Origin of the sequence: Bacillus sp. RC242, assembly GCF_044908245.1 — a bacterium.
Taxonomy (GTDB): Bacteria; Bacillota; Bacilli; order Bacillales; family Bacillaceae_G; genus Bacillus_A; species Bacillus_A mycoides.
Window position 1 is genome coordinate 236,802 of sequence record NZ_JBIYCZ010000005.1, and the last position, 12,299, is coordinate 249,100.

Here is a 12,299-nt window from a genome sequence, read left to right on the forward strand (position 1 = left end):
CTCTTTTCACAAAATCCGTAAAATAGAAAAAGAATACTTTTATACAAAAGTATCCTTTTTCTATTTTTTTTATTTAATATGAAATTGACTTAGAGAAAACCCTAACTTCTCCACATATTCCCTTCCTAGTTCCATCCGCGCTGTTTTCAGTGGATCCACAACTTGGCATACTTTTAAATTACCTGCTGCTGATAATAAAAGAGTTGCATCAGCTTTAGACATTTCTAATTCTTCATGTAAAAATGTCACCATATTACGTACAGCACGATTCGCTGCATTATCTAACAATTTCTCTGAAGCAATTGTCATTATTTTTTCTTTTTGGATCGCCATCGGTAGTGGCCATTTCTTTTCTTTTATAATTTGAACAGTTACAGTTACCTCACCAGCAACCTCTACTCCACTAACACCAATTTCACCATCACCCATCGCAGCGTGTAAATCACCTAATGCTAAAAGAGCACCAGGAACATTTACAGGTAATAATAACGTTGTTCCTTCTTTAATCTCTTTACAATCCATATTCCCGCCATGATCATGCGGTGTGCCACATGAAATACTCTCTTCTTTCGGTGCAGTACCAATCACACCAATCATTGGATTAATCGGAATTTGCAGTTCTTTTGAAAATGAAACATGTCCATTATGTATTGGGACAATTTTCACTATATTTTCATTTAACTTATCACCCATTACACCAAGGTTCGCACCTGTCGTTAAAACGCCTTGCCCTGCAATTTTAATTTTTTCAATCATTACGACTAAAATATCGCCAGGTTCTGCACCTTTAATATATACAGGTCCAGTTGCTGGATTAATTCGATTCCAATCTAACTCTTGAAACACAACATCTTCAGAATCAATTTGATTTTCAAAGCAATCATATGTTTCAAATACAAGACGGCTCCCAATTTCTACTTCAATACATGGATTATTTTCTGGTGACATTGCGTAAATGATATGTTCTTTATGAATACGATGCATAATACCTCTCCTTTTTCGTTTTTATCTTCTATATAATAGTTAGCTTTTATCTGTATAAGCTCCTTTTTAAAATTAGTAGTTATTTTCAAGAAAAATGCACTTAGCTCATTTTGAAACATACACTCTTTACTATAACAGGTAAAGAAAGGTGGTATTACAATGCCCCTTATTCCATACAACGAAAGTGACGTTGATTTATTAGCACGTTTAATCCGTGCTGAAGCTGAGGGTGAAGGCCGACAAGGTGAACAACTTGTTGGCTGCGTTGTCGTAAATCGTGTGTTTTGTGATTGTTTAGATTTTAAAGAGCTTCGATCTGTGCGTGATGCAGTATATCAAAGCCCTGGCGGATTCGAAGCTGTTCAATACGGTTACTTTTATCAACGTGCCCGTGAATCAGAAAAAGAAATCGCAAGAAAAGTTTTACAAGGTGAATGGCGCTGGCCAGCACGATGGGCTCTTTGGTATTTTCGTCCAGTTGGAGCTTGTCCACCCGAATGGTATAACCAGCCGTTTGCAGGACAATTTAAAAGCCATTGTTTTTATGAACCACGTGGTGATGAATGTCCGAAAATGTATTCAAGATAACTAAACTTAAACAACGCAAGTACTTATTTTTTTGAGTACTTGCGTTGTTTTACTGTAGTTTAGAAATCTAATAATGTGATGAATCTTCTGATGCCTACCACATGTATTAATAACGGTATACGTGGACCACTTGATTGATTCATAACGAGCCTATAAATAATGGTAAATAATTGTTTTTGATTTTCTTTCATTATTTTTTTATTTTCATGATGACAAATCGTATACAATTGCTCCATTAGTTTAGAATGATCGTTATTAGAACGAAGTATTTTACAAACTTCTACTAGCCATTTTTTCTGCCTTTCATCCAATGTGTTATAAAACTCCGTATTTTTCTCTTTATTTACCGCAATTAATTTTTTAGATTGAAAGTTTCTTATCCAATACTCAGCACGATTACTTATCGCTATCATTTCAGGTAATGCATAGCTCCTATCTATTTTCTCTAATATATCTTGTAAAATAGATGAATCAAAATTTAATAACGGTAAAGTTCCTGCTACTTGATTAAACTTTGGATATTCTTTAAATCGGCTATCTAGTCTAGAAAGTTTAATTGCATCAAATAAATCTTCATTTTTGAGTGTTTTATTTTCATAACTATCCTTCAATCTCTCATACTCTGTATAATTGCGAATTACATCTTCATCAAGTCCAATGTGAAAAGCTGCGCCGGGCCTATATTTTGCAAACATAAAAAGAATTACTTCTGGTACATACACTTTTAATAAGTCGCTAGGTGTAATACTATTCCCTGAAGAACTGGACATTTTTTCATGATGCCCTTTAATTCCAATAAAATCATAAGCAACGTATTGAGGGGCTTCACAATTGAATATTTTCCTTGCAATTTCTTTTGATACATTATAACTACCGGTTTCCGATGAATGATCTCTTCCGCCCGGTTCGAAAATAACATCCTCTATCATCCATCTCATCGGCCAATCGATTTTCCAATTCAGTTTCATTTGACTTGTATTTAATACGGATAATTTATTTTGATTTCCACATTCACAGTCATACCGAACTGTTTTTAATACTTCATCAAAATGGGTAATAGTTGTTGCATCTTTCCCGCAGCTCTCACAATATAACGTAACGGGATAAAAGTTTTCTCTATCTTCTTCTCGGTGTATTCCTGTTTTAAAACCCATTAAAATATCATATATTTCTTTTCTTTTATACAAAGACTCTAATATGTTTTCGTTATACCTTCCGCTTCCATATTCAGCATGTTGATATATGAATTCCACTTCAATCCCAAATGCTTGTAGCGATTTCTCAAACTCTTTTTCAAAATGCTCTGCATATGAGTTATGACACCCATGCGGATCAGGAATATCACAGTACGGCATACCAATGTATTGTGCAAAAGATAGATCAATATTTTTGGGAACTTTTCTAAACCTGTCGTAATCATCCCACGAAAAGATAAAACGAGTCTTCTTCCCTAAATCTTGAAGCGCCCTTACAACAAAATAAGTCGTTAATATTTCACGGAAATTCCCTATATGAACAGAACCAGATGGACTAATTCCAGATGCACAAACAAAGGTTTCTTTGTTTGGATTTTTTCTAATCAATTCATGTGCTACTTCATACGCCCAATGCATATGTTACTCACCTCAATTGTATTTTTGTTTTCACATTTTCAGTTTTATGCAATAAAAAAACTCCCACCCCCAAGATTATTCATCTTGAGGACGAGAGTTATTAACTTCGCGGTACCACCTCAGTTTGTTAATACGTCACCATATTAACCTCTTCAGGTACGGCAAAACATGCTTATACCCTATCTCTATAACGGGAGAACCCGTCGCACCATCCCTAAATGAATTAGTTCCTTGCGCAGCTCTAAGTCTTTTTTCATTAAGATTTTCACCTCTCCTTCTCAGCTACCGGAGCTCTCTGTATGTATTCATTCTTAACTACTCTTCTCTTCAATGCCATTTTGAATATTGATTTTTACATATGATAATTTATAACAAATACTTTGTCAAATTTTTCTGAACGAAAACAAATAGCATATAACTATCTAAAAAAATGTTTTATCGCTTCCAGTTGAATTTTATGACTACATTCATCACAACAATATTTCCCCTCCGGATCTCTCTTGAATTCCCTATATTTTCCGCTTCCTTCGTATACGCGAAATACATTTTTACATGAAAAATAGACAATTTCATAAAACATCATATGCATTTTCCTACCCATGGCTATACGCTATTTTCGAATTACTTGATAAGGCCCTCTTTTCTTACACTGGAAATCTTAATTTCATTTCAGTGAAAGGTTTACCTCTCTTCTTATCGAACTTTATATATAGCTTTAATGAATAGAGGTGAAACATATTGCACGGAAATATAGAATTAGTCGTTGATGCTAAGGCGAATTTAGGGGAAGGTCCTTGCTGGGATGAGAAGAAACAATTATTATACTGGGTTGATATTATCGGGAAAAAATTATGTCTTTATAATCCTGTTAAAAAAACAAACCGAGTGATCACTCTCGACCAACAAATCGGTTGTGTTGTTCCATATACGAACGATGAAGTTTTAGTAGCAATGGAACAAGGCTTTTATTCTCTTAATCTTGACACAAAAATACTTACACATATTTATGACCCTGAACCAGATTTATTAGAAAACCGCTTTAACGATGGAAAATGCGATCCGGCTGGCCGCTTTTGGGCAGGCACTACAGACTTATACGGTATTAATGCTGCTGGTTCCTTGTATTGTTTAAACAATAATTTCAACGTAGATAAAAAAGTTGCACATGTAAATACATCAAACGGCATAGCATGGTCTCCTGACGATACATACCTTTATTTTATTGATACACCTACCAAAAAAGTAGTCCGTTTTCATTATGATATACATACTGGTGTAATTAGCAATCCAACAGATGTTATCATCTTCCCTGAAAATGAAGGTATACCCGATGGTATGACAATTGATGTAGAAGGTTGTTTATGGATTACACATTGGGGAGGCTCGAAGATTAATAGATGGAATCCCTTTACTGGAAAACAGATTTTAAGTATTCCGATTCCTGCTTTATATGTAACGTCGTGTACATTTGGAGGATCTAATTTGACCGATTTATATATCACAACAGCCAGAACAAGAATGACGGATGCGGAATTAAAACTGTACCCACATGCTGGTGGTATATTTCGAATTCAAATGAATGTTAAAGGTTGTCCAACCTATTCATTTCGCCATGAAACTATTGGAGCTGAAACACTATGAACAGAATCGATTACATAAGACGAGAAGAGAAAAAGTATCACGATCTTTGCTATGAACAATATAAATTATTCGAAGCGGGATCTTGGCTTTATAAACCTGTTAAAACAGTTATGGACATGCTGAACTATTTTGAAGGACAGAAAGACCTACAAATACTTGACCTTGGCTCTGGTGTCGGTAGAAACAGTATTCCGATTGCACAAAAAATCACGAATAGTGGCGGCACTGTTACTTGTGTTGATCTACTCGATTCGGCTTTAATGAAGTTACAAGTTTATAGCAAAGAATATGGTGTATTTGAATACATAAAAACGGAACAAGCAGCAATTGAAAACTACTATATTGCTCCTAATACTTATGACTACATCGTTGCAGTATCAAGTTTAGAACATGTCAGATCAATAGACGATTTTAAAAAAGTGCTTCACTCTATGAAAAATGGGACAAAGAGTGGTGATATCAATTGTTTAATAGTTAACTCTAACATTCAAGAAATTGACTTGGAAACGAATCAAGAATTAGATGCCTTAATTGAAATTAACCTTTCTATGGAAGAAATGATACGGACACTAAAAGGCGTTTATACCGAATGGCAAGAAGTAAAAGTTGAAATAAAAAATTTAGCGTATAATATTGTACGAAACGGTACACACATTCAATTAAATACGAATGCGATTACTTTTGTCATGCAAAAATTGTAGTTTATATGAGTGGTGACAATTTTTTTAAGTCACCACTCGTATATTTATGTAAACATCATTCCATCGTAATTACAATTTTCCCTCTAGTATGCTGACTTTCACTCAAAATATGAGCTTCTCTAACTCCTTGTTCACTAAACGGAACAACCTTACTAATAATCGGTTTTATCTTTTCATCCTGGATCAAACTAGTTAATTCTTCTAATTGCTTTCCACTTGGTTTTAACCATAAGAACCCTGATTTTATGCCCTTTACTTCATGAAATGGTTCATGAACGATAGAAACTAGAACACCACCATATTTAATAATTTGAAAACTTTTTTCTTGTACTTCTCCGCCGATTGTATCTAACACAATATCATAATCTGATAGCAGCTCTTCAAATTTCTCTTTTTTATAATCAATAATGAGGTCAGCACCTAAAGACTTTAAAAACTCTTCATTTTTACTACTTGCAGTTGTAGCGACAAAGGCGCCAAATGATTTTGCGATTTGAATTGCAAAACTACCTACTCCGCCCGCTCCAGCATGAATTAATACTCGATCATTTTCTTTTATTTGTGCGTAATCAACAAGACTTTGCCAAGCTGTTAGTCCTGCAAGAGGTATAGACGCAGCTTCTTCAAAACTAATATTATTTGGCATATGTGCTACTAAATCTGATTTCACTGTAATGTATTCAGCATAGGAGCCTTTCCCTATATTTTCTGGTTTCGTAAACACTTTATCTCCTATTTTGAAATGGTCCACATCTTCTCCAACTTCTTCAATTACTCCAGCAACATCTAAACCTAATATTATTGGAAATGAAAATTGCAGCTTCTCTTGTAATTCTCCCTTTCTTATTTTCCAATCAACAGGATTGACAGATGTTGCTTGTATACGTATTAATACTTCATTACATTTAACAACTGGTTTAGGAACTTGTCTTTCTTGTAATTCTTCAACACTACCATATTGATCAATAACAATTGCTTTCATTTCCTCTCCCCCTTGTTGTTTATTGTAATAACAAACAATTATTTTTCAAAATTTTCCGCCTTGGATGACAATAAATATGTTAGGAGGTGATATTTATGCTACTCTACTAATTAAGCATCATGAGTGCAAAAAACATTTATTTCACTTAAATACAATCTAATTTACGCCTAAGAAACACCCAAAGTTATATTTCTCTTTATTTATTAATGACCTTTAAATGAAACGGAGAGTGTGCTATGAGTGAACAAGTTTTCAAAGTAAACGGTATCGATATATGTACAGAAAGCTTTGGCAATCCTAATAACCCAGCAATATTATTAATTATGGGAGCTACGTGTTCAATGGTTTATTGGGATGAAGAATTTTGTGAAAGGTTAGCTAGCACAGGAAGATTTGTCATTCGCTATGATAACCGTGATGTTGGTCGCTCTATTACATATGAGCCTGGGACTTTCAATTACACTGTAGCAGACATGGCTGAAGATGCAATCGGAGTACTCGATGCGTATCATATTGACAAGGCACACCTTTTTGGCATGTCATTAGGAGGTATGATTGCTCAAATTGCTGCAGTAAAACACCCAGAAAGAATTTTGACCTTAACATTACTAGCAACAAGCGTTATTGGATCTGATAACAATACTCGTGATTTGCCTCCAATGGATGAAAGAATTTTGACACATCATGCTAATGGTGCAAATTTAGATTGGACAAATAAAGATATTATAGCGAAATATTTAATTACAGGATCACGTCTACTCTGTGGATCAAAGCGTATATTTGATGAAGCAAGAACTTTAAAACAAGTAAAGCAAGAAATAGAACGTGCTAACAATCTATTAAGTATGTTTAATCACGCCCTCCTTACAGGTGATGATTCTTATGAAGGTATACTAAAGTCGTTACTAGTACCTACTTTAGTAATTCACGGTACGGACGATACAGCTCTTCCACTTGAACATGGACTCGCACTTATTGATGAAATTCCGAACTCAAAGCTATTATCCCTTGAAGGTACAGGGCACGAGATTCATCCCGATGACTGGGATAAAATTATTAAAGCAGTTTCAGAACATATATCCCGTATAAGATAAGAACAACTATTAGAAGGGGCACAAATTGTTTTGCCCCTTCTATTTATCCCGCTATTTGTGGGCAGTAAACACCCGATTGGTGAAGGCTAATAATCAGTGGGGGATGAACAAAACCCCCACTGATTATAGTTTCACTTTATAAAGATTACGATACAATATCAAAAACCCATCACTGCATTCGTATGTATAGTGATGGGCTCTACCTATATTTTTCTATGCTTAAAAAAATGGACAATCTAACTGGTCAACAGATTCCCACGATTTTTTTTTTACATTTTCGGTGGATTTACTATTTTCTAGTGGTACGTGTTTAAATGGATTCATTTCAACTTTTAATAGAGATGATGGTTCTATATATAAAGAAAAAACATGGCTATTTGGCAAGGTTTTTGATACATCAATATCTCCTACTTGTTTAAATAATTGCTGGGCCGCAAAGAAAAAGAAATTAGTTGGATTAGATTGTTTATTAAGCCAAGCAATCATTTCAGGCGATACTGATTTATTAATATTAATTTTCACTCGATCACCACGTTTATATCGCCTAGATCGCATACTTCCACCAACTAACTTATCGTTAAGTTTGTAAACCCTAACTCTTTTTGCTTATGCTCTCTATATTTTGGCGAACATGTATATACTAATAACCCGCGAGCATTGGTGAATAACGGGTTATCTACAAAGATCACATTTTTCAAGCGTCCTTTTTGTTTCAAAATCATTTTTAAGCTATTTTTAATAATAACTGCGCCCCCACCATAAATAAATACATATGGATCGTCTTTCATATCATCAATTTTGTTAATAATATCCGTTGCGACACGTGCTGCTAAACCTAAAAATGCTGGCTGCGATTCCTCAACTAACAATGCATTTCTTGGGTGCTTTTCATTTAAATAAATTTGGTTAAATTCTGTAATGCTATCAATTGTTTTCGTAGGATATTTCCGATTCCATCTCGTAATAATTTGTAGTAACGTTTCTTTTACACCGTACGATAATCCTTTACTTAATTGCGGACGGAAATTTACCCCTAATGAAACAACTTCTTCCGTTGTCCCCGCGCCAATATCAAAAGACAATAAAGTTTTATCTACAAAATCAATTTCTGAAACTTGATTTTGTTCACATTCTATTTTATGTTTCACAACATTTCCTTCCTCATCATATACAATCCCCCACGTCCCAGAAGCGCCTTCAGGTAGACATTTACAAAACTCAATAGAAACATTAATCGTAACATCGCGTCCATTTGGATAATGGAATATGACCTTGTGATTACCCATATACCGTTTCGCATTTTCAGCAGCAATTTCCTGTGTAATAAGTTGCATTGGAAGAGCAACAGATAAATCATAACGAATATTAATATGACTTGAAGTTGGACTTTGACGCATAGCACTTATCGCTAAACCTGAAAGGATTGTAATGACCATTAATTCATCAGTAGATTTATTTGATTTCTTCTCCACTTCAGTACCTTTTAATTGATCTTGAATCACTTTTTCTCCAACGATGTATCGTACATTATTTAACATTAGCGATGGAGAACTAATGGTCACATCAATGTGATTCTCTAATTCTGACGATGAAACTTCACCCTCATCTAACAACCCCGTAGACTCACCTATATATAAAGAATAAATACTCGGAATAAAAATAGGTTCCTGCCCTTTCACCATTAACTTCAAACCATTATTTCCTGCATCTGCACCCGCTTTTAAAAGAATAGACATAACTACCCCCTAAATTAATCTGACATCCCTTCCAAATATATGCGAGCCCATTCTTTTACATTCAAATGTATTGTAATTTTTTATTTATCTCAAAAATAAAACATCCTAAACATTCACTTCATATGTAAAAAACGTTTGACATGAAGCTTTTCCAATTTTATACTATGGATGTAAATAGTTTTTTACAAAAGTGGAGGTGCAATTATATATTGAATACTAAAAAAATTATTTTTGTAATCATAACTTTATCTTTAATCGTTATACTTGTACATGGCACATACAAATACATAACTGAAGGTTCAATTTTGGGCGGGACTATTTTCGCTGCTTCTTTAATACTTAGTAATTTAATAAATCATATTACATGGGGAGATCCAAACGGAGTATCGGAAGAAAGTCAAGATGAGATGGGACAACAAATTACCTATAAAAGCTTTAAAATCGCGTATTTTGTGCTTGTAGGTGTTATGTTCCTTATATTACTCTGCTCGGAAGGATTTTCTATGGGTTCCAATTTGGATGGTGTAAAAAACCTTCCACTCTTTATTGCACTCTGTTCTTCCTTTCTTATTTTCCCTATTGTTGAACTCATTGTCGCCAAACAATATAAATAAAAAAAGTGGTTTTCTGCATTTAGAAAACCACTTTTTTATGTTTAAATACCTTCTGTTATTGCTTTCAGCTTATTCACAGTCCGCCAGTTCCTTACTGTAGCTGGCGTATGTAATTTTTGAAACTGGTTCATTAGTTTAGAATTCCGAATACTTTTTTTGAAAAATAAATACACTACTCTTCCTTCGATATGGCAGTCTTCTATGTCACTTTTGTACATAAGTAACCGCTTACTGTCTTCTTCAGAAAGTGGATTAGCTAAAAAGGCCACATGTACACTTTCTCCTTCTAATAACGAATGGGTCTCGTAAGGACGCTTTTTAATAATATTAATAAATTCATCATTTGCTCGTAACATGACTGGAACATTGAAATCAAAAACGTTCTTAATTTCACATTCAATTCGTTCCTTTAAAAAACTTATCTCTTCTTCTGACTCAAACACTACATTTCCACTTTGAATATATGTTTTCACTCTTTTTAACCCTATTGATTCAAACACTATTTTCAAATCTGCCATTTTGATTACTTTATGTCCACCTACATTAATTCCCCGTAGTAGTGCAATATAAATTGTCATATGCTTACCCCTCACGTATTTACATGCTTAACAATCGAATTGTTTTGCACCTTCATGATTCTCGAATACTTACTTTAATACATCTAACATATCATGTACGGAAAATATCTCAAATTAAAAAACTTACTACATGATTTTTTTCAAGAGTAAGCTTTGTTATCTCATTATCTCGTTATAGGCAAATGTAATATGAATTGTTGTCCAATTGGTCCCATTCTTCTAAACCCTTTATCTTGAAATCCAACTTTCTCATATAACTTTTGTGCCGGAATGTTTTTTTCATTTACAGCAAGAATCACTTCATTTTTTACTGGATAATAATATTTTACAAAGTCTTGTAATAACGCCAATGATTTTTTAGCATATCCTTTATTTTGTTTATTGTGATTAACGGAAAAAGAAGTTAAAAGTAGGGCATCCTTATTTTCTGTAAACTCCTGTACCCTATCACCTGTTTGTAATATAAATACACCGACAGGTACTCCGTTATAGTCTAAAATAACAACTACATTTTTCGTTCGATCATTTTTCGCTTTCTCCAGTAATTCACCTGGATTCGCCGTAAATTGAACTTGTTCACTTGGTAAAGTAAATGATTGTATTATCTCTTTATATTGCTCCTTATACGGCACTAATTGTATTTCCCCTGTATGTATGTTCATGCTTAACTCTCCCATTCCTTCAAGTTATTAACTTAAACCTTGCTGTGTTTTAGAATGCACTTTTCCATCCAAAAATGTTATTTTAGCAAATGATTTTGGATCGTTTCCTTTCCAAGCAAAAATTTGCTTAATTCGTGTAGAATGTTCTTCCCCTTCTTCTATGAGTAAATCCCCTTCAAAACCGATTAAATCTTTCACTTCTAAATAAGTCATTCCTTCATTAATATTTGAGAAATGATTTATATTAATGGTCTCTTGCTTTTTATTTTCCGTTATAGTAGAAGACATAGCTGTTTTCTTCTTCACTTCTTTCCTCTGGTCACACGCTGTCATACTAAAACCTATGCATAAACTACCTAATATGAGTGCGCTTTTTTTAATCATAACGGCTGTCCCTCCCCTCATTATTAAACCATATATTCCCTTGAAAATAAACTGAATATTTAATCTTACAGAAAAACCCCGTACAATTTAGTACGGGGTTTTCACTATTTTTTCAAATGGTTATTTGACTGATCTTCTTGTTCTTTTCGTAGTTCTTGTTCTTCATCTTTTGGTAATTGTTTATCATTATCTTTAATCGGATTCGTTTCTCTATTTTCAATCATATCATTTGGAACTTGCGGCATTACTCGGCCAACAATTGCTGCTAATTCATCAAGTATACCTTCACCAGTTTTACCTTTTTTAATTTGCTTCCCTATTTGTTTTAGTCGTTCATACGTATCGAGATCTGCAACAACGACTGCATTTGCACCGTTTGGGTCATTCTTCAAACTCTCTGCAACAGAATACTTAATTGACTCAACGCGAGTTCGATCAAGTTTCGCTTTCACATCAATACCTACAACAGCATACTTCCCAACTACTACTGCTGTCGCATCGTTTACACCAGGTATACTTGCAGCTAAAGATGCCAGATGATCAGCTGCTTTTTCATTTGGCTTATTTGATTTATTTGTATACGTAACATTTTTCATCGAGACATTTTTTTGTTCTGGCTTTTCATTAGGATTGTCTTTTTTTCCAATGCTACATCCAGTAATAACGAAACAAAGCATTAACATATATATAATGATTTTCATTATTTTCACCACTTTATCATT

The 12,299-nt window shown here is 34.0% G+C and carries 15 protein-coding genes and 1 other annotated feature; of the genes, 5 read left to right on the top strand and 10 right to left on the bottom strand.

Annotated features, from left to right (window positions below; translation table 11 throughout):
* Nucleotides 1–69 precede the first annotated feature (69 nt).
* The gene (locus tag ABH957_RS12140) at nucleotides 70–984 is read right to left on the bottom strand and encodes an acetamidase/formamidase family protein (protein ID WP_341091594.1); all 915 of its coding nucleotides are present in this window, start codon (nucleotides 982–984) and stop codon (nucleotides 70–72) included.
* Between the two features lie 159 nt (nucleotides 985–1,143).
* Between ABH957_RS12140 and ABH957_RS12145 the strand changes: the two genes are divergently transcribed.
* Entirely contained in the window at nucleotides 1,144–1,572 is a 429-nt protein-coding gene (locus ABH957_RS12145; protein WP_001128405.1) for a cell wall hydrolase, read from the top strand.
* Between the two features lie 59 nt (nucleotides 1,573–1,631).
* On the opposite strand, the gene lysS is transcribed toward ABH957_RS12145, so the two are convergent.
* Complete coding sequence (lysS, locus tag ABH957_RS12150) at nucleotides 1,632–3,185, bottom strand: lysine--tRNA ligase (RefSeq protein WP_404511312.1); 1,554 nt, start codon at nucleotides 3,183–3,185, stop codon at nucleotides 1,632–1,634.
* Nucleotides 3,186–3,268: 83 nt separating this feature from the next.
* Nucleotides 3,269–3,525: a binding site (T-box leader), on the bottom strand.
* A gap of 78 nt (nucleotides 3,526–3,603) precedes the next feature.
* Nucleotides 3,604–3,774 (bottom strand): DUF2197 domain-containing protein, encoded by a 171-nt coding sequence (locus tag ABH957_RS12155; RefSeq protein ID WP_341091598.1) that lies wholly within the window; start codon nucleotides 3,772–3,774, stop codon nucleotides 3,604–3,606.
* A 149-nt stretch (nucleotides 3,775–3,923) separates the two neighbouring features.
* Between ABH957_RS12155 and ABH957_RS12160 the strand changes: the two genes are divergently transcribed.
* Together ABH957_RS12160 and ABH957_RS12165 are read left to right on the top strand one after the other, a co-directional pair.
* Nucleotides 3,924–4,826 (top strand): SMP-30/gluconolactonase/LRE family protein, encoded by a 903-nt coding sequence (locus tag ABH957_RS12160; protein WP_404511314.1) that lies wholly within the window; start codon nucleotides 3,924–3,926, stop codon nucleotides 4,824–4,826.
* A complete protein-coding gene (locus tag ABH957_RS12165) occupies nucleotides 4,823–5,527 on the top strand; it encodes a class I SAM-dependent methyltransferase (RefSeq protein WP_404511316.1) in 705 nt (234 codons plus the stop codon). Before ABH957_RS12160 ends, ABH957_RS12165 begins: the two co-directional genes overlap by 4 nt.
* A gap of 55 nt (nucleotides 5,528–5,582) precedes the next feature.
* On the opposite strand, the gene ABH957_RS12170 is transcribed toward ABH957_RS12165, so the two are convergent.
* Entirely contained in the window at nucleotides 5,583–6,509 is a 927-nt protein-coding gene (locus tag ABH957_RS12170; RefSeq protein ID WP_404490916.1) for an NADP-dependent oxidoreductase, read from the bottom strand.
* A gap of 236 nt (nucleotides 6,510–6,745) precedes the next feature.
* Between ABH957_RS12170 and mleBCA the strand changes: the two genes are divergently transcribed.
* The gene (gene mleBCA / locus ABH957_RS12175) at nucleotides 6,746–7,603 is read left to right on the top strand and encodes a BCA family alpha/beta fold macrolide esterase (protein WP_404447620.1); all 858 of its coding nucleotides are present in this window, start codon (nucleotides 6,746–6,748) and stop codon (nucleotides 7,601–7,603) included.
* 219 nt (nucleotides 7,604–7,822) lie between these two features.
* Here mleBCA and ABH957_RS12180 read toward each other — a convergent pair whose 3' ends face one another.
* Nucleotides 7,823–8,158 (bottom strand): hypothetical protein, encoded by a 336-nt coding sequence (locus ABH957_RS12180; RefSeq protein WP_404447617.1) that lies wholly within the window; start codon nucleotides 8,156–8,158, stop codon nucleotides 7,823–7,825.
* Nucleotides 8,159–8,169: 11 nt separating this feature from the next.
* Complete coding sequence (locus ABH957_RS12185) at nucleotides 8,170–9,339, bottom strand: ParM/StbA family protein (protein ID WP_002013097.1); 1,170 nt, start codon at nucleotides 9,337–9,339, stop codon at nucleotides 8,170–8,172.
* 209 nt (nucleotides 9,340–9,548) lie between these two features.
* On the opposite strand from ABH957_RS12185, the gene ABH957_RS12190 reads away from it, so the two are divergent.
* Nucleotides 9,549–9,953: a hypothetical protein gene (locus ABH957_RS12190; RefSeq protein ID WP_215575837.1), complete on the top strand. Its 405-nt coding sequence runs from the start codon at nucleotides 9,549–9,551 to the stop codon at nucleotides 9,951–9,953.
* Between the two features lie 41 nt (nucleotides 9,954–9,994).
* On the opposite strand, the gene ABH957_RS12195 is transcribed toward ABH957_RS12190, so the two are convergent.
* The 4 genes from ABH957_RS12195 to ABH957_RS12210 form a co-directional block, all read right to left on the bottom strand.
* Complete coding sequence (locus ABH957_RS12195; RefSeq protein WP_404511318.1) at nucleotides 9,995–10,531, bottom strand: DUF1697 domain-containing protein; 537 nt, start codon at nucleotides 10,529–10,531, stop codon at nucleotides 9,995–9,997.
* A 164-nt stretch (nucleotides 10,532–10,695) separates the two neighbouring features.
* Nucleotides 10,696–11,193, bottom strand: a complete 498-nt coding sequence (locus ABH957_RS12200; protein WP_113936332.1) for a GNAT family N-acetyltransferase — start codon at nucleotides 11,191–11,193, stop codon at nucleotides 10,696–10,698.
* A gap of 27 nt (nucleotides 11,194–11,220) precedes the next feature.
* Nucleotides 11,221–11,577, bottom strand: a complete 357-nt coding sequence (locus tag ABH957_RS12205; RefSeq protein ID WP_404511320.1) for a hypothetical protein — start codon at nucleotides 11,575–11,577, stop codon at nucleotides 11,221–11,223.
* Nucleotides 11,578–11,681: 104 nt separating this feature from the next.
* Complete coding sequence (locus ABH957_RS12210) at nucleotides 11,682–12,278, bottom strand: YhcN/YlaJ family sporulation lipoprotein (RefSeq protein WP_215599564.1); 597 nt, start codon at nucleotides 12,276–12,278, stop codon at nucleotides 11,682–11,684.
* Between the last annotated feature and the right edge of the window lie 21 nt (nucleotides 12,279–12,299).